Consider the following 16,678-nt stretch of genomic DNA (forward strand, 5'->3'; position numbering starts at 1 on the left):
GCTGGGAGCGCGGACTACCCCCGCAAATCCTTCCTCAGGATCTTGCCTACATTGCTCTTCGGCAGGTCCTCGCGGAACTCCACGAATTTCGGCACCTTGTAGCCGGTGAGATGCTGCCTGCAATAGGCCCTCACCGCCTCGGCCGTCAGCGTCGCGTCGGTGCGCACGATGAAGGCCTTGGGCGCCTCGCCCGCCGCGCCGTCGGGCACCCCGACCACCGCCGCCTCTTTCACGCCCGGCAACTTCACCAGCACATCCTCCACCTCGTTCGGGAAGACGTTGAAGCCGGAGACCAGGATCATGTCCTTGCGCCGGTCGACGATGCGGAAATAGCCGGTCTCATCCATGGTCGCGATGTCGCCGGTGAGGATCCAGTCGCCGCGCATCACCTTGGCTGTCTCGTCGGGCCGGCGCCAATAACCTGTCATCACCTGCGGCCCGCGCACCGCCAGCTCCCCCGGCGTTCCGGGGGGAACCTCGTTGAAATCGTCGTCGACGCAGGTCACGTCGGTATCGGGAATCGGTATGCCGATCGAACCGTTATGGCCGGAACCGAGCGGATTGAAGCAGACCACGGGCGAGGTCTCGGTGAGACCGTAACCCTCGCCCAGAGGCACGCCGACGATCTTCTGCCAGCGCGTTGCCACCGCCTGCTGCAGGGCCATGCCGCCGGCGATGCAGATCTTGAGATGCGGGTGGGGCATGGTCGTGAACCAGGCCTCGTTGAGCAGCCCGTTGAACAGCGTGTTCACCCCGGTGATGAAGCTGATCGGGTATTTCTCGAACGCCGTCTTCAGATTGGTCAGCGGCCGGGGATTGGGCACCATGACAACATGGGCGCTGCGGGCCGTGAAGGTGAGGAAATTCACCATGAAGGCGAAGATGTGATAGAGCGGCAGCGCCGTGAGGATGGTGTCGGCCTGCGAGATCTTGCTGCCGGCGAAATAGAGCACCTGCAGCACATTCATGACCAGGTTTGCGTGGGTGAGCATGGCGCCCTTGCTGACACCCGTGGTCCCACCGGTGTATTGCAGGCAGGCGATCGCCGAAGGCAGGATGGTCTCGGTGATGTCGGAGACCTTGAGGCCGCGTGCCATCTTGGCCCTGCCGAGCGCCAGCGCCTGCGGCAGGCGGATATGGGGGAAGCCCGCCGCCGGGATCTCCTTGCGCACATGTTTCTGGACGAGGCCAATCAAGGTGCGGGGGAAAGCCGGAAAAAACTCGGCTGCGCCGACGAAGATTACGGTCTTCACCGGCACCGCGGCGAGAGACTTGGCGGTGCGGTCGGCGAACATATCGATGACAACCAATACCGAGATACCGGCATCGGCGAAGACCGCGGCGGCCTCCTCCGCCTGGTAGAGCGGATTGATGTTGACGAGCGTACAGCCAGCCTTGAACACACCGAAGGCAACAACGGGATAGGAGAGGCCGTTAGGCGCCTGGATCGCCACGCGCGAGCCCGGCGGCAGGCGCAACTCGGCGTGAAGATAGGCGGCGAACTTGTCCGAAAGCTGGTCGACTTCGCGATAGGTCAGTGAACCCTGCATGCCATTGGGCATGACGCAGGTGAACGCGACCTTGCTCGGCGTTTCCCTGGCCCTTTCAACAGCGATATCGCCTAGCAGCCTGTAGGGCACCTCCTCAACATGGGATTTCATTTCTCCACTATAGGAAGCCAGCCAGGGTTTCTGGGCAGACGAAACCGCCATGATTCCTCCGAAACACTTGTCGTTGAGGACATCATGCCGCTTTTGCTGAGCCGGGCAAGTGCCGGTCGCGTGAAGCCTTGGAAAGCTGCTACCGTTACGGGAGAAGAATGGAGCGGCGGTCACCGACCGCCATCTTCCCTCTCTCGTAAACGTACAGCTTCCGGGAATGGCGAGCAGTGATCGCCATTCCAAATTACCCCATCTTCACCATCACATGCCGAGCCACGGTGTAGTCCTCAAGCGCATACATCGAGAGGTCCTTGCCGTAGCCGGAGGACTTCACGCCGCCATGGGGCATTTCGTTGGTGAGCATGAAGTGGCAGTTCACCCAGGTGCAGCCATATTGCAGGCGCGAAGCCATCTGCATGCCCTTGGTGACGTCGCGCGTCCACACCGAGGACGCCAGGCCGTAGTCGGAATCATTGGCCCAGGCCAGCGCCTCCTCGACATCGTCGAAGCGGGTGATCGAGACCACCGGGCCGAACACTTCGCGGCGCACGATCTCGTCGGACTGCAGAGCGCCGGCCACCACGGTCGGCTCGTAGAAGAAGCCCTTGCCGGGGGCCAGATGCCCGCCGGCCGCGATCTCGATATGCTTGTGCTCGGTGGCGCGCTCGACGAAGGAAGCGACGCGCGAACGCTGGCGGGCCGAGATCAGCGGGCCGATATCGTTGTCGTCATCGTTGGGCTGGTTGTATTTGAGGCCCTTCACGGCGGCGGAGAGATCGGCGACGAGGTTGTCGTAGACCTTCTTTCCCGCGTAGATGCGGCAGGCGGCGGTGCAGTCCTGGCCGGCATTGTAATAACCGAAGATCTTCACGCCCTCGACCACGGCCTCGATATCGGCATCGTCGAACACGATCACCGGCGCCTTGCCGCCAAGCTCGAGATGGGTGCGCTTGATGGTCTTGGACGCCGCCTGCAGCACCTTCTTGCCGGTGGCGACGTCGCCGGTCAGCGAGACCATCGAGACTTTGTGGTGGTGGATCAGCGCGTTGCCGACGCTCTCGCCGCGGCCGACCACCACATTGACCACACCTTCCGGGAAGATCTCGGCGATGGCGGTGGCAAGCTTGAGCATGGTGAGCGGCGTCTGTTCGGACGGCTTGATGACGATCGTATTGCCACCGGCCAGCGCCGGGGCGAGCTTCCAGGCCGCCATCATCAGGGGATAATTCCAGGGCGCGATTGAGCCCACCACGCCGATCGGATCGCGGCGGATCATCGAGGTATGGCCGGGGATGTATTCGCCGGCCACCAGGCCGTGCATGGTGCGGGCGGCGCCGGCGAAGAAGCGGAAGCAGTCGACGATGGCGGGGATCTCGTCCTGCAGCACGCGGATGCGCGGCTTGCCGCAGTTCAGCGCCTCCAGCGTGGCATAGGCCTCCGCATCCTTCTCGATAGCGTCGGCAAGCTTGAGGAGAAGGGCCGAGCGCTCGGCCGGCGTGGTGCGCGACCAGGTGGCGAAGGCCTTGTCGGCCGCCTCGACCGCGGCGTCGATCTGCTCGACCGAGGCCTCCGGCAGGTCGATCAGCGTGTCCTCGGTCTTGGGGTTGAGCACCTTCTCCGGCGACTCCGTGCCGGTGATGAATTTCGACCCGATCAGCATCTTGGTATCGAGCATGAGATCTTTCTCCTATTTGCCTGAACCAGCAATGTTTTCACCCTCGCGCGTGAAGTAGTAAGCCGCGAGGATGGGCAGCGCCGTGACGAGAATGACGATGACAGCGACGACGTTGGTGACGGGGCGCTGGCGGGGGCGGATCAACTGGTCATACATCCAGATCGGCAGCGTCTGCTGCTGGCCGGCCGTAAAGGTGGTGACGATGACCTCGTCGAAGGACAGGGCGAAGGCGAGCATGCCGCCGGCGAGCAGCGCCGTGCCGATGGCGGGCAGCACCACATAGCGGAAGGTCTGGAAGCCGTCCGCGCCGAGATCCATCGAGGCTTCCATCAGCGACGGCGACAGACGGCGGAAGCGCGCGACCGCATTGTTGTAGACGACGACGATGCAGAAGGTCGCGTGGCCAAGCACGATTGTCCAATAGGTGAAAGGGATGTCGGCCTGATGGAAGGCCGAGCGCAGCGCGATGCCGGTGATGATGCCGGGCAGCGCTATGGGCAGGATCAGCAGCAGCGAGATCGATTCCCTGCCGAAGAACCTGGTGCGAGACAGGGCCGCCGCAGCCAGCGTTCCAAGGATAAGAGCGATCGCCGTCGACATCAGCGCGACACGGAAGGAAAGCGACAGCGCGTTCCAGACGTCCGGCCGGTTCCAGGCGACGGAGAACCACTTCAGCGTGTAGCCGGGCGGCGGGAATTGGTAGGAATTCTCCTCCGTGGTGAAGGCATAGAGGATGATGAAGAGCAGCGGCAGGTGAAGGAAGACGAGGCCGGCACCAGCGGTGAGGCGCAGGGAGAGAGGGCTCCTGGGAGCGCTGACGTCTCGTCCGCTCGCCCTTCCCTTGCGCGCATCGTTTCCAAGAGCGGACGATACGTCCGCGCTCCCAGTGTCAGAGTGCATCGAACGCCCCCATCCGCTTGGCGATCGTCAGGAACACACCCATGATTACGATCGGCACGACCGAGAAGGCGGCCGCCAACGGAATATTTCCGGCATTTCCCTGCTGCGAATAGACCACCTGTCCCAGGATCAGCGAGGACGGCCCGACGATCTGCGGCACGATGTAATCGCCGAGCGTCAGCGAGAAGGTGAAGATGGCCCCGGCGATCAGCCCGGGCAGTGCCAGGGGGAAGATCACCTTCCAGAAGGTCTGGCGCGGATGGGCGCCGAGATCGCCCGAGGCTTCGATCAGCGAGCCGGGCACGCGTTCGAGCGCGGCCTGCAGCGGCAGGATCATGAAGGGCGTCCACAGATAGAGGAACACCAGCACCATGCCGGTATAGCTGACGGAGAGCGAGGGGCCGCCCACCACCGGCAGGCTCAGCCAGGCATCGAGCAGCCAGGACAGGCGGAGTTCGGTCATCACCCAGCCGACGATGCCTTCCTTGGCGAGCAGAAGTTTCCAGGCGTAGACTTTGACCAGGTAACTCGACCACAGGGGCATCATGACGGCGAGGTAGAAGGCGGCCTTCACCCGGCCCCTGGCATAGCGCGCAGCGTAATAGGCGATGGGATAGGCAATCACCGCCGAGAGCAGCGTGACGATCACCGACACCGAGAACGTGCGCAGGATGACGTCGAGATTGGCCGGCGTGAACAGCTCGGCATAGGTCTTCAGCGTCGGCTCTCGCACGATGGTGCCGGAGAACTCGTCGATGGAATAGAAGCTCTCCATCAGGAGGGCGAAGAGCGAGCCGAGATAGACGATGCCGAGCCATAGAAGGGGAGGCACGAGAAGCAGCATCAGATAGAGCCCGCGCCGGGCCACCAGCACGTCCGAGACGCGGCGCAACCAGGTCTCGCGGGGCGCAGCAATGGCGGCTGTCAGGCTCATGCGCCCTCCATCACATGCAGGGCATCGCGCGAGAAGGCGATGCGCACGGGCGCGCCCTGGGCCGGCCGCACGGGCGAGGAAGCCGGCACGGCGGCGAGCAGCCGCCCGCCCCCATCCGTCGTCACCTCCACGCGGTTGATGGCGCCGTGATAGAGCACCTGCGTGATGGTCCCGGCGACCACCACGCCTCCGGCGGCACCGGCACCATCCGCCAGAAGATCGATCTTCTCCGGCCGCAGGCTCGCCGGCTTGTCGACGCCGATCCAGGCCCTGGTCAGCGCCGGCTCGATCACATTGGAGCTGCCGACGAAATCGGCGACGAAGCGCGTGGCCGGGCGCTCATAGATATCCTCGGGGCTCGCCACCTGCACGATGCGCCCGTCGTTGAACACAGCGACGCGGTCGGCCATCGACAGGGCCTCGCCCTGGTCATGGGTGACGAAAACGAAGGACAGGCCGAGGGAGCGCTGCAGCGATTTCAACTCGCCCTGCATCTCCTCGCGCAGCTTGAGGTCGAGGGCGCCAAGCGGTTCGTCCAGCAGCAGCACCTTGGGCCGCACCACCAGGGCACGGGCCAGCGCCACGCGCTGGCGCTGGCCGCCCGAGAGCTGGCCGGGCTTGCGGGTCTCCATGCCTGCGAGCTTGACCAGGGCAAGCGCTTCCCGCCCCTGGCGGTAGCGCTCCTCCTTGGCCACGCCCCGCACCATCAGCCCGTAGCAGACATTGTCGAGGATATTGAGATGCGGAAACAGGGCATAGTCCTGAAAGACCGTGTTCACCGGGCGCCGGTAGGCCGGCATGCCCTCCACCGTCTCCCCGAAGATCTCGATATGGCCGGCCGTCGGCTGCTCGAAGCCGGCGATCAGGCGCAGGCACGTCGTCTTGCCCGAGCCGGAAGGACCGAGCATGGCGAAGAACTCGCCCGGCGCAATGTCGAGATCGACGCCGTCGACCGCGCGCACGGAGCCGAAATGGCGCTCGACACCGCGGAAGGAGACGGCGGGGGTGGATGAGGAAGAAGCCATGGTTCCGAATGAAAATGGAGCACAGGAGACGCCGCCGCTTCCTGGGATCGCAGGCGAGACGCCTGCGGTCCCAGGAATTGGGGGGCGGGTCTTCAGACCCGCCTGGCCTTGCAACGTCGGGGGAACAGGCGGGTCTGAAGACCCGCGCCCCGTTTTACCGCCCGCCGATCACGGCGATGTAATCAGTGACCCAGCGGTAGTAGGGCACGCAGGTGTTCTGCGTGGTGCATTTGGAAATGGGCGTCTTCCAGAACTTGATCTTGGAGAAGTTGTCATAGCCATTGGTCTGGCAGCCGGTATCCGTCAGCAGGGTCGAAGCCTTGCAGGCCGCGGGCACGGCAGGAAGCGACCCGAACCAGGCGGCGACATCGCCCTGCACCTTTGGCTCCAGTGAATGCTCAAGCCACATATAGGCGCAGTTGGGATGGGCCGCTTCCGCCGCCATCATGGTGGTATCGGCCCAGCCGGTGGCGCCTTCGGCGGGAATGGTGGAGGCGATCGGCTTCTTGTCGGCCTGCATCAGGTTGACCTGGAAGGGCCAGGAGCCGGAGGCGACGACACCCTCGTTCTTGAAGTCGTCGACCTGCACATTGGCGTCGTGCCAATAGCGCTGGATCAGGGCGTGCTGCTGGCGCAGGAGGTCGAGCGCCGCCTTGTACTGGTCCTCGTTCAGCTCATAGGGATCCTTGATACCGAGTTCCGGCTTCTTGGACATCAAATAGAGCGCGGCGTCGGCGATATAGATGGCGCCGTCATAGGCCTGGATGCGACCCTTGTTGGACTTGCCGTCCGGCAGGTTCTGCTCCTCGAAGACCACGCTCCAGCTCTTGGGCGCCTCCTTGAAGACATCGGAATTATACATCAGGACGTTCGGGCCCCACTGATAGGGCACGCCGTAGTGCTTGCCTCCGACCGTGTGCCACGGCGCGTTCTGCAGGCGCTCGTCCACCGTCTTCCAGCTCGGGATCAGCGAGGTGTCGACCTCCTGCACGCGCTTGCCGGCGACGAGGCGCAGCGAGGCATCGCCCGAGGCGGTAACGAGGTCATAGCCGCCCTCGTTCATCAGGGCGACCATCTCGTCCGAGGTCGAGGCGGTCTTCACATTGACCTTGCAGCTCGTCTTCTTCTCGAATTCGGTGACCCAGTCGTAATTCTTGTCGGTCTCTCCGCGCTCGATATAGCCGGGCCAGGCGATGATATCGACCTCGCCCTCTCCCTTGCCGAGTTCCGCCGCAAGCGCTGGCACGGCCAAAGCCGCGACGCCGGCGAGCGCCAAGATCCATTTAACCCTGGACATGATGTCTTCCCTCTGGTTGCCGTCAGATTGAACGTCGAATGGTGCTTGATGTTTTTTGGTCGTTTTTCGGATTATCGCCAGAATGACTCGGCTTGGCGAGGGGCGCCACACCATTCGGGAGATTGAAGATATCGGAAAAACCGATAGGAAAGGCAAGGGATCGCTGGGAGCGCGGAAGTCTCGTCCCGGGTCCGCGGACGTCTCGTCCGCATCTTGGAACCGATTGCGTTGAGGATAGGAAGATGCGGACGGGACGTCCGCGCACCCGGGAAAAGCTCCCAGCGTCACCGCCGCCTGTAAGTCCTTGCCACCGCCACGAACTGTTCAACAATAGGATCGAGCGGCGAGCCGCGGCGCCAGCCGATCACCACCTCCACCGGCGCCAGCGTCTCGATGAGGTCGCGGGCTTCGATCTTGTCGCCCTCCAGCGACCAGGGCCGATAGGTGAGCTCGGGCAAGATCGCGACACCCGCGCCCGTCGCCACCAGGCTGCGCGCGGCCTCTACCGAGCGCGTACGGATCGCCACCGGCGGGCGCACGCCAGCGCGGCGCCAGGCATATTCGGCCGCCTCGGCGATCTCGTCGAGCATCAGCAGCACGAATGGCTCCTCGGCAAGATCCCCGATGCCGATGCCTTCGGCCTCCGCGAGGCGATGGCCGATCGGCAGCCAGAGTCGGTAGGGCGAGGCCTCCATCGTCTCGACATGCAAGGCCGGCGCGCTCTTCTCCGTACCCGCCACCATCACGGCGACATCGAGCTCGCCGCCCACCAGGAGGTGGTCGAGATAGTCGCGCCCATCCTCGACGATCTCCACCACCACGTTGGGGAAGGCGCGGCGGAAACGGGCAAGTAGGTCAGGCAGCACATAGGCCGCCACAAGGGGCGTGACACCGAGCGCGAGCCGCCCCTCCACCGGCGCTGTCTCGCTGCGCAGGGCCCGTCGCGCGTCGGCGATCTCCGAGAGAATCTTGCGTGCATGGCGCAGGAACTGGTGGCCCTTGAGCGTGAGTTCCACACCATGGGCCCGGCGCTCGAACAGGGAAAAGCCGAGATCGCCCTCTAGCTCGCGGATCGCCTCCGTCACCGTCGACTGCGAGATCGACAATTCATGCGAGGCGCGCGACACCGCGCCGTTCTCGGCGACGGCGACGAAATACTGGATTTGGCGGAACGAAAAGGCCATGAGGGCAGTGAGCATAGACAGATACGGAAATAAAGAGAGCCCTTGGCCGTCCCCAGCGACATCATCATCATCGGCGCCGGCCCGACGGGGCTGATCGCAGCGGAACGGCTGGCGAAGAGCGGCCATAGGGTGGCGATCCATGAGCGCATGCCCTCCCCGGCCCGCAAGTTCCTGCTGGCGGGACGCGGTGGACTGAATCTTACGCACAGCGAGGACCTCGAGCACTTTCTCACCCGCTACGGCCCGGCGCGCGCCTTCCTCGAACCGGCGCTGCGGACCTTCACGCCGCAGGACCTGCGCGATTGGGCCGAAGGATTGGGTCAGAAGACCTTCATCGGATCGAGCGGCCGCGTCTTCCCCGAAAGCTTCAAGGCTTCGCCTTTGCTGCGTGCGTGGCTGGCGCGGCTCGGCGACCTCGGCGTGACGCTTCGCTCGCATTCCCTGTGGACCGGCTGGGATAGCGAGGGCGCCCTCGCCTTCACGGAGGCGAACGGAGCGAGCACCCTGCTGTCGCCACGAGCCACCTTGCTTGCCCTGGGCGGCGCCTCCTGGCCGCGGCTCGGCTCGGACGGGGGCTGGGCGCCGCAGCTGCGCGCGAAGGGGGTCTCCATCAGCGAACTCGCGCCTTCCAACAGCGGTGTCGAGATCGGATGGAGCGCGGTCTTCCGCGAGAAATTCGCCGGCGAGCCGCTGAAGCGCATCGCCGTCGGCCTCGGCGGGGAAAGCCGCCGAGGCGAGGCCGTGATCACCGAGCGCGGCCTCGAAGGCGGCGTCATCTACGCCCTGTCGCGGCCCATCCGCGAGGCAATCGCGCTCCACGGGCAGGCGCGGCTTTGGATCGACCTCAGGTCCGATTTAGGCGAGGACGCCCTCGTAAGACATCTGGCTCGCCCACGCGGCGGCCAATCTTTCTCGACCTTCCTGCGCAAGGCGGCGAAACTGCCGCCTGTCGCCATCGGCGTTCTGCGCGAGGCCACCGGCGGGAGCCTGCCGGCAGAACCGATCGAACTGGCTCGGCTGATCAAACGTGCAACCCTCACCGTCACCGGCCAGCGCGGCCTCGATCGCGCGATTTCCACTGCGGGCGGCATCGCGTTCGCGGAGATCGACCGGCATTACATGCTGCGCAGGCTTCCGGGTACATTCGTTGCCGGCGAGATGCTCGATTGGGAAGCCCCGACTGGCGGCTATCTCCTGCAAGCCTGTTTCGCCACCGGCATAGCCGCAGCAAAGGGAATCGAGGCGTGGCTGACGCAATCACCCGGCGACATCGCACGCTGAGGCGCAAGAACGATTGCAGGAAGGTGCGGGGTACCTCCCCGCACAAACCTTCAAGACGGGTCCGATACCGTTGAACTAGGTTTTCCGCATCACAACGGCGTTAGGGGTTTCAAGCCATGGGGCAACCCTTCCTCCCGGCCGGAATAGGGCCGGCTTTGCTTTCGCTCGTGCTGGCCTCTCTCGTGGTAATGGGCAGTCCTGGTCCATCGACGATCAGCGTCACCGCGATTGCCAGCGCCTTCGGATTGCGGCGCTCGTTGCCTTATCTGGCGGGAATTATCCTCGGCACTTGCGTGGTGCTCTTGTGCGTCGCCGCGGGTCTGGCTTCCATCCTGCTGTCGCAGCCGCGCCTATCCCCCTGGCTGATCGGTTTGTCGTCGATCTATATTCTGTATCTCGCCTACAAGATCGCGACCGCCCCGCCCCTGGCCAAGGCCGATGGCGAGGCTGCCGCGCCGGCCTTCACAGGCGGGCTGTTGCTGGCGCTCGCCAATCCCAAGGCCTATGTGGCGATAGCCGCCGTGTTTGCGGGCGCCCGGCTGGGCCTGGGATCCGAAGGCTCGGAATCATTGATCAAGACCGCCGTGCTGACGATCATGATCGTGCTCATTCATGCAGGCTGGTCGATCGCTGGGGCCTCCTTCGCCCGATTGCTCCAGCGGCCGGTCATCTCGCGGCTCGTCAATCTATCGTTCGCGGCAATTCTCGCCGCGTCGGCTGCCGCGACGCTGGCGACCGTCGCTCGCTGAAATGTTCGACAACCGATCGTATCAGGCCACCGCCTTCAGCAGCGTCTCGCGATAAAGCTCCAGCAGGTCCGGCCCCTTCACCTCCGTGCAGATCGCGTGCGAAGGGCGGCCGTCCCAGCCGTTCGGAGGGAAGCCGACATTGTCGGGGCGCTGGACGGTCTGGCCGAAGGCGAGCCCCTCGCACACCACCCGGATCGGGCCCTGGCGGGTCTCGAACAGGTCGGGCGCCACCAGATAGATCGCCGCCGAGGCGTCATGAACGGAGATACCGGCAAGCCCCTTCTTGAGATAGAAATTCTCGTAAAAGCGCGAGATCTCCCAGATGAACTGGCCGACCTCGCCCGCCTCCGTGGCGAGCGTGCGCAGGTAGTGCTGCGTCATCAGCACTTCATGGGTAACGTCGAGGCCGATCACGCTGATCGGCCAGTGCGCGGCAAACATCTCTTCGGCCGCCTGCGGGTCACCATAGATATTGGCCTCCGCGCAGGGCGTGACATTGCCGAGATGGCCCTTGAAGCCGAAGGCGCCCCCCATGATCACGACATCCTTGACGAGGCCCGCTATCTCCGGATCCTCGCGCAGCGCCAGCGCCAGGTTGGTCATGCGGCCGACCGCCAGGAGGCGCACCTCGCCGGGATATTTGCGCACCGTCTCGATGATGAAGCGATGGGCCGGCATGTCGATCGCCTGCGCCTTGATGTCCTCGGGCACTACGACTTCACCGAGACCGTTCTCGCCATGCACGCCGCTGGCATGATGGGCGTCCTGTCCGCTCACCGGCCCGGCGGCTCCCCGCGCAACCGGCGCCCCAATGCCGAACCGCTCCTTGAGGTAGAGGGCGTTGCGGGTCGTGATCTCCACCGAGGCGTTGCCATGGCCCGTGGTGATGCCGATCAGGTCGATCTCGGGATGGTAATGCAGGAAGAACAGCGCCATGGCGTCGTCGACGCCGGGATCGGTGTCATAGATGACTTTCTGGACAGGCATGTCGGCAACCGGGACAGGAGAGGGAGACTGTCGTCTGCGCCCGCGCCAGAGGGAAGTCAATGCCAGGAGTTCCCGGGTTCGCGGACATCTTGTCCGCATTTTGGAAACGATACCGGCCCGAGGCAAGGGAGATGCGGACAGGATGTCCGCGCACCCGGGAACTCCGCACCCACTCTGGAATCCTTATAAACTATTGAAAATAAAAGATTTTTTCTTGAATCCGCCATCCTGCCATGTTCCAATGGTTCCGCACCAATGCCAGGGCCTTGAACCCTGCGGATTGAAGGATCGGACCATGCCCCTGCCAAGCCCCGCCGCCGCGCGGCCCGTCGGCTACCATGTCGATGCGCCCGCCGAGAACCTCCTGTTTTCCGTCTATCGCTGCTGGATGGCCGGTTTTGCCACCAGCGATGCGGCTTGCTGGGACATCGCCTGGGAGGCGCTGGCCAGGGAAATGCCGGAGGAGAATGCCAAGCCGCTCTTCGGCGAGTTCCACCATTTCACCCGCACCTTGCGAGCCCATGCGGCCAACGAGATCGGCTGGCGCCCCGCCGCCTGCCGGGCGCTCTGCCGCGACGAATGCCTGATCCTCGCCATGGTCGATGCCGCCCAGCGCGAGGACCGCGTACAGCTCCTCTCCGCCGCCTCGCATCTCTTGAAGAGTGATGGCCTCGGCAAGGCGCTCGAAGCCACCGTGGCGCTCGCCAAGGCGATGGCGCGTGCAGGCCTCTTCATCGCCCCGGTGAGCGCCGGAGCGCTCGATGTCATGACGCGGATGAAGCCGCCCTCCGCGACGACGCATTGACGAGGCCTATTCACGGCGCCTGAGCTCGAATTCCGTTCACCTGCGCGATTAACGATTGCCCTCACACGGGTTTATAGTAGCGTCATGCGTGTCGGGACCATGAAAATGGAACGGCGCCGGGATGACATCGGCGTTCCTCATCATGCTAACCAAGGTGCGCTTCGTCTCCACCAGCGACGGTGAATTCCCGTGAATGCGGCAAAGGCCCCGTTTGTCACGAAACTGCACGATGTCTTCGTCCGGGAAGTGAAGGCCGGCGACCTGCTGAGGGCACTGGCGGTCATCAGCCCCCTGGCGGCAGCCTATTTCCTCTCAGGTGATCCGGCTCTGCTCAGCCTGGGCCTTATCGCCATCTCCCTTCTCATCCCCGCGCTGAAGCTCCAGCTTACCGGGAAGATGGTGGTCTTCCAGTTCCTCGCCATTCTCATCACCTTTGTCGCCCTCTTCCTGGCAGCCCCGGTGAAACCGCTCTTCGTAATGCTCACGGCGCTCACGGGCTTCCTCGCCGTGGCGGTGACGCGCTACGGCGACGCCCTGCGCACCATGGGAAACTGGGTGTTCATTCCGGCTGTCTATCTCGCCTGCGAGGTGCGTGAGCAGGTGAGCCCGGCGGAAGCCTGGCGGCATGCTAGCGTCGTCGTGGCGCTCTCGCCGATAGCGCTAGCCCTGGTCTGTGCCGTGCAGATCTATGACCGCCGAAACAGGCCCGCCGCATCTCCCGCCACTTATGGACCGGCTTCGCACGACTGGCTGCTCCCCGCTTCGGCGACCGCCATTGCGGTGTTCGCCGCAGCAGCGCTGGTGGAAGTCCTCAATCTCGCCCAGGGTCAATGGGTGATGTGGTCGGCGGCGAGCGTGGTGGTGGGAGACCTGACGGCATCCACAGGCAAGCTGAAGCTCAGAGCCACCGGGGCGATCGTCGGCGTGCCGCTTGGCCTTCTCGTGGGATTGGCCTTGCCGGCAAGCCGGGTCGGTTATTCCTTTGCCGTGCTTGCGACGACACTCACCCTCATTGCCTTCTCCCGTTACGTCGTGGGATTCGGCTCGCGCTGCTTTTTCATTACCCTCGCGGCGGCATTCGCCGGCGGAGCAAGCGGGATTGCCGAAGAGCGAGTGGCCAACGTGCTCACGGGTGGCACCTTCGGCGTCATCGCCGTGGTCCTGACCGAGGTCGTCTGGCGACGCTTTGCGCAGAAAGCCGGCGGGCAATCGGGACTACCTTCCTGAAGGGCGAGGCAACGCCCGCTTCGACCACCGCCAATCGCCCAGGAGACGCCTCCATGCTATGAGGCCTGATCGACAAGGGTTGAGTCTCGCATGCAGCATCCGGTCCGCACCATCGAACATCTGACCATCCCCATGGCCGACGGCGTAAAACTCGCCGCCCGGCTCTGGCTGCCTGAGAGCGCGGAGCGGCACCCGGTGCCAGTCCTCCTCGAATATATCCCCTACCGCAAGCGCGATGGTACTCGTTCGCATGACGAGGCCATGCATGGCTGGTTCGCCGCGCGCGGCTATGCCGCCATCCGCGTCGACATGCGGGGTTCCGGCGACAGCGAGGGCTTGCTGGACGATGAATATCTGCCGATCGAGCAGGAGGATGCCTGCGCGGTGATCGCCTGGCTGGCCAGCCAGCCGTGGTGCGATGGCAAGGTCGGCATGATCGGCAAGAGCTGGGGGGGCTTCAACGCCCTGCAGGTCGCGGCCCATCGCCCGCCCGCGCTGAAAGCCGTGATATCCGTGTGCTCCACCGACGATCGCTATGCCGACGATGTGCATTTCATGGGCGGCGCCCTGCTCTCCGACAATCTGTGGTGGGGCTCGGCCATGATGGCCTGGCAGGCCCTGCCGCCGACGCCCTCGCTTTATGGGGGGAGCTGGAAGCAGGCCTGGGAGCAGCGTCTCGACCACCTTCCCTTCTTTCCCGCCACCTGGGCCGCGCAGCAGCACCGCAACGCCTATTGGGAACAGGGTTCGGTCCGCGAGGACTGGTCGCGCATCGAGGTGCCGGTATTCGCCGTCGGCGGCTGGGCGGACGCCTATTCCAACGCCATTCCGCGCCTGCTCGAGCACCTCGCCGGGCCGCGGCTCGGGCTTATCGGCCCCTGGGCGCATCACTATCCGCACCAGGGCACACCGGGACCTGCCATCGGCTTCCTGGAGGAGGCGCTGCGCTGGTGGGACCACTGGCTCAAGGACCGCGACAACGGCATCATGGCCGAACCGATGCTGCGCGCCTTCATGCAGGAGCGCAGCTTGTCGCAGGAGGGGCGTGAAGGGCGCTGGATCGGCGAGGCGTCCTGGCCTTCACGCCTGATCACCAGGCGGCCGATGTTCCTCTCGCCCGGCCAGCTCTGGTGGCGGCCGGCGCCTTCGGCCGAGCTTGCGATCCGCTCTCCGCTCTGGTGCGGCGCGGGCGCCGGCGAATGGATGAGCTCCGGCCTGCCCGGCGAATCGCCAGCCGACCAGCGCCTCGACGACGGCCTTTCGCTCGTCTTCGATTCCAAGGAGCTTGCCGACAGGACCGAAATCCTCGGCGCCCCCGAACTGGTGCTGGAACTGGCTTCCGACGCACCGACGGCGCAGATCTGTTTGCGCCTGTGCGACGTCGCGCCGGATGGCTCCTCCGAACGCGTTTCCTACGCCATCCTCAACCTGACGCATCGCACCGGCCATGCGAAGCCGGCGCCGTTGGTGCCGGGCGCGTTCGAGACGGTGCGCATCAGGCTCAACGACTGTGCTCACGCCTTCGTAGCCGGCCATCGCATTCGCCTGGCGATCTCGACCTCGGCCTGGCCGACGGTCTGGCCGGCGCAGGACCAGGCGACGCTGACGATCCGCACGGGCGAGGCCGCACTGATCCTGCCCGTGCGCCGCCCCCGCCGCGAGGATGCCGCGCTGAGCTTCGAGCCTGTCAGCATGGCCGAAACGGGCCCAGCCGAACGCCCGCACGCGCCAAAGGCCGAACGCGTCTTCAGCCTCGACCTCATCGGCGGCACCGCCCGTCTTGTCGTCGACGGCGACGCCTTCGGCAGTGCGCCGGTGCGCTTTGAGGAGATCGCCACCGATTTCGCCCACAAGCTCAGGCGCGAATTCTCGATCCGCGACGGCGAGCCCCACAGTGCCAGCCAGGCGGTGAGCCATGTCTGCACCCTTACCTGCGACGACATGGAATTTCGCATCGAGGTCGAAGCCCGCATGATCGGCACCCATGACGCCTTCGAGATCACGGCGCGAGTGCGGGCTTTCCAGGGCTGGGTGGAAATTGCGGAGCGGAATTTCCGCGAGTCGATCCCGCGCAGGCTGGTGTAGCACCCGCAGGCCTCAGTTGGCTGCGAACTTCGGCGCGGCGATGCCGGCCGCGACCAGACCGATGCCGCCAAGCTTCAAAGGACATGCGCCAGCCTTCACGCCGCCTGCATGAGGAGAAAGGCCTCGTGCCGGACGAGGAAGTCCCGCAGCCGTTGCGGATAGTCCGCGTCGGCGGCCGCCTTCACGCTCGGCCGCCCGGCAAGAGCCCGGCGCCAGGCCACGATGCGAGGCAAGTCAGCGAAAGGCGCCGGCCCTGCCAGATCGTCGAACAGGTCAAAATAACGAAAGATCGGCGCGAAGACGGCATCGACCAGGCTGAAGCCGCCGCCAGCGAAGAAAGGTCCTTCGCCAAGAACGTCTTCGACGCGAGCGAATTTGGCGGCGATCTTGCGCCTTGCCTCCTCATAGCCATCCTGGTTGCGAGCCGTCTCCAGCGACCAGACATCGCCGAGGATGGCGGAGCCGAACTCCATCCAGGCCCGACGCCGCGCCCGTTCAAGCGGGTCGGTTGGGTGCAATTTCGGTCCCGTTGCGGTCTCCTCGATATATTCGCAGATCACGTTGCTCTCGAACAGCACCGCCTGGCTCTCTCCCGGCGCTTCGACCAGCAGCAGTGGCACCTTGCCGAGAGGCGAGAGGGCCTGGAACCAGTCGGGTTTGTGGGCCAGGTCCACCAGGCGCCGCCGGAACGGCACCCCCTTTTCCAGCAAGGCGATGGCGGCGCGCTGCACATAGGGGCACAGATGATGGCTGACGAGCGTAAGTTCGGTCATGGCATGTCTCCGATTGTCGCCCGACGCGGGCGGTTTCATCGGAACCAGTCTAGTCCTGGCGATATTGCAAGTGGCCTTGGGAGTGCACCAACAGT

At 64.9% G+C, this 16,678-nt stretch carries 14 protein-coding genes; 5 read left to right on the plus strand and 9 right to left on the minus strand.

Annotated features, from left to right (window positions below):
• Positions 1 to 14: 14 nt before the first annotated feature.
• The 7 genes from ACMDCR_RS24915 to ACMDCR_RS24945 all read right to left on the minus strand — a co-directional run bounded on the left by ACMDCR_RS24915 (position 15) and on the right by ACMDCR_RS24945 (position 8,676).
• Positions 15 to 1,661 carry an AMP-binding protein gene (locus ACMDCR_RS24915; protein ID WP_413989199.1) on the minus strand — a complete coding sequence of 549 codons (1,647 nt, stop codon included), beginning with the start codon at positions 1,659 to 1,661 and terminating at the stop codon, positions 15 to 17.
• Positions 1,662 to 1,905: 244 nt separating this feature from the next.
• A complete protein-coding gene (locus ACMDCR_RS24920; RefSeq protein ID WP_413989200.1) occupies positions 1,906 to 3,336 on the minus strand; it encodes a gamma-aminobutyraldehyde dehydrogenase in 1,431 nt (476 codons plus the stop codon).
• Between the two features lie 12 nt (positions 3,337 to 3,348).
• Positions 3,349 to 4,236, minus strand: a complete 888-nt coding sequence (locus ACMDCR_RS24925; protein ID WP_413989201.1) for an ABC transporter permease — start codon at positions 4,234 to 4,236, stop codon at positions 3,349 to 3,351.
• The gene (locus ACMDCR_RS24930) at positions 4,226 to 5,170 is read right to left on the minus strand and encodes an ABC transporter permease (RefSeq protein WP_413989202.1); all 945 of its coding nucleotides are present in this window, start codon (positions 5,168 to 5,170) and stop codon (positions 4,226 to 4,228) included. Before ACMDCR_RS24930 ends, ACMDCR_RS24925 begins: the two co-directional genes overlap by 11 nt.
• Positions 5,167 to 6,195, minus strand: coding sequence for an ABC transporter ATP-binding protein (locus tag ACMDCR_RS24935; RefSeq protein ID WP_413989203.1), 1,029 nt, complete (start codon positions 6,193 to 6,195; stop codon positions 5,167 to 5,169). Before ACMDCR_RS24935 ends, ACMDCR_RS24930 begins: the two co-directional genes overlap by 4 nt.
• A gap of 154 nt (positions 6,196 to 6,349) precedes the next feature.
• Complete coding sequence (locus ACMDCR_RS24940) at positions 6,350 to 7,492, minus strand: ABC transporter substrate-binding protein (RefSeq protein WP_413989204.1); 1,143 nt, start codon at positions 7,490 to 7,492, stop codon at positions 6,350 to 6,352.
• Between the two features lie 284 nt (positions 7,493 to 7,776).
• On the minus strand, positions 7,777 to 8,676 hold the full coding sequence (locus ACMDCR_RS24945) for a LysR family transcriptional regulator (RefSeq protein WP_413993713.1): 900 nt from the start codon (positions 8,674 to 8,676) through the stop codon (positions 7,777 to 7,779).
• Between the two features lie 42 nt (positions 8,677 to 8,718).
• On the opposite strand from ACMDCR_RS24945, the gene ACMDCR_RS24950 reads away from it, so the two are divergent.
• On the plus strand, positions 8,719 to 9,957 hold the full coding sequence (locus ACMDCR_RS24950) for an NAD(P)/FAD-dependent oxidoreductase (protein ID WP_413989205.1): 1,239 nt from the start codon (positions 8,719 to 8,721) through the stop codon (positions 9,955 to 9,957).
• A gap of 116 nt (positions 9,958 to 10,073) precedes the next feature.
• On the plus strand, positions 10,074 to 10,706 hold the full coding sequence (locus ACMDCR_RS24955) for a LysE family translocator (RefSeq protein WP_413989206.1): 633 nt from the start codon (positions 10,074 to 10,076) through the stop codon (positions 10,704 to 10,706).
• 21 nt (positions 10,707 to 10,727) lie between these two features.
• On the opposite strand, the gene ACMDCR_RS24960 is transcribed toward ACMDCR_RS24955, so the two are convergent.
• Positions 10,728 to 11,693 (minus strand): nucleoside hydrolase, encoded by a 966-nt coding sequence (locus tag ACMDCR_RS24960; protein ID WP_413989207.1) that lies wholly within the window; start codon positions 11,691 to 11,693, stop codon positions 10,728 to 10,730.
• A gap of 295 nt (positions 11,694 to 11,988) precedes the next feature.
• Here ACMDCR_RS24960 and ACMDCR_RS24965 point away from each other — a divergent pair, with 295 nt between their 5' ends.
• From ACMDCR_RS24965 to ACMDCR_RS24975, 3 genes are all read left to right on the plus strand, one after another.
• A complete protein-coding gene (locus ACMDCR_RS24965) occupies positions 11,989 to 12,498 on the plus strand; it encodes a hypothetical protein (protein WP_413989208.1) in 510 nt (169 codons plus the stop codon).
• A gap of 189 nt (positions 12,499 to 12,687) precedes the next feature.
• The gene (locus tag ACMDCR_RS24970) at positions 12,688 to 13,725 is read left to right on the plus strand and encodes an FUSC family protein (protein WP_413989209.1); all 1,038 of its coding nucleotides are present in this window, start codon (positions 12,688 to 12,690) and stop codon (positions 13,723 to 13,725) included.
• Between the two features lie 90 nt (positions 13,726 to 13,815).
• Positions 13,816 to 15,810 carry a CocE/NonD family hydrolase gene (locus ACMDCR_RS24975; RefSeq protein ID WP_413989210.1) on the plus strand — a complete coding sequence of 665 codons (1,995 nt, stop codon included), beginning with the start codon at positions 13,816 to 13,818 and terminating at the stop codon, positions 15,808 to 15,810.
• Positions 15,811 to 15,905: 95 nt separating this feature from the next.
• Here ACMDCR_RS24975 and ACMDCR_RS24980 read toward each other — a convergent pair whose 3' ends face one another.
• Positions 15,906 to 16,583: a glutathione S-transferase family protein gene (locus ACMDCR_RS24980; RefSeq protein WP_413989211.1), complete on the minus strand. Its 678-nt coding sequence runs from the start codon at positions 16,581 to 16,583 to the stop codon at positions 15,906 to 15,908.
• Between the last annotated feature and the right edge of the window lie 95 nt (positions 16,584 to 16,678).

The organism is Labrys okinawensis (assembly GCF_047345005.1).
In the GTDB taxonomy this organism is placed as follows: Bacteria; Pseudomonadota; Alphaproteobacteria; order Rhizobiales; family Labraceae; genus Labrys; species Labrys okinawensis.

Bases quoted from the DNA above. Each gene is read 5' to 3' on its own strand.
- ACMDCR_RS24915 (WP_413989199.1), bottom strand. From the start codon at position 1,661: ATGAAATCCCATGTTGAGGAGGTGCCCTACAGGCTGCTAGGCGATATC.
- ACMDCR_RS24920 (WP_413989200.1), bottom strand. From the start codon at position 3,336: ATGCTCGATACCAAGATGCTGATCGGGTCGAAATTCATCACCGGCACG.
- ACMDCR_RS24925 (WP_413989201.1), bottom strand. From the start codon at position 4,236: ATGCACTCTGACACTGGGAGCGCGGACGTATCGTCCGCTCTTGGAAAC.
- ACMDCR_RS24930 (WP_413989202.1), bottom strand. From the start codon at position 5,170: ATGAGCCTGACAGCCGCCATTGCTGCGCCCCGCGAGACCTGGTTGCGC.
- ACMDCR_RS24935 (WP_413989203.1), bottom strand. From the start codon at position 6,195: ATGGCTTCTTCCTCATCCACCCCCGCCGTCTCCTTCCGCGGTGTCGAG.
- ACMDCR_RS24940 (WP_413989204.1), bottom strand. From the start codon at position 7,492: ATGTCCAGGGTTAAATGGATCTTGGCGCTCGCCGGCGTCGCGGCTTTG.
- ACMDCR_RS24945 (WP_413993713.1), bottom strand. From the start codon at position 8,676: ATGGCCTTTTCGTTCCGCCAAATCCAGTATTTCGTCGCCGTCGCCGAG.
- ACMDCR_RS24955 (WP_413989206.1), top strand. From the start codon at position 10,074: ATGGGGCAACCCTTCCTCCCGGCCGGAATAGGGCCGGCTTTGCTTTCG.
- ACMDCR_RS24960 (WP_413989207.1), bottom strand. From the start codon at position 11,693: ATGCCTGTCCAGAAAGTCATCTATGACACCGATCCCGGCGTCGACGAC.
- ACMDCR_RS24965 (WP_413989208.1), top strand. From the start codon at position 11,989: ATGCCCCTGCCAAGCCCCGCCGCCGCGCGGCCCGTCGGCTACCATGTC.
- ACMDCR_RS24975 (WP_413989210.1), top strand. From the start codon at position 13,816: ATGCAGCATCCGGTCCGCACCATCGAACATCTGACCATCCCCATGGCC.
- ACMDCR_RS24980 (WP_413989211.1), bottom strand. From the start codon at position 16,583: ATGACCGAACTTACGCTCGTCAGCCATCATCTGTGCCCCTATGTGCAG.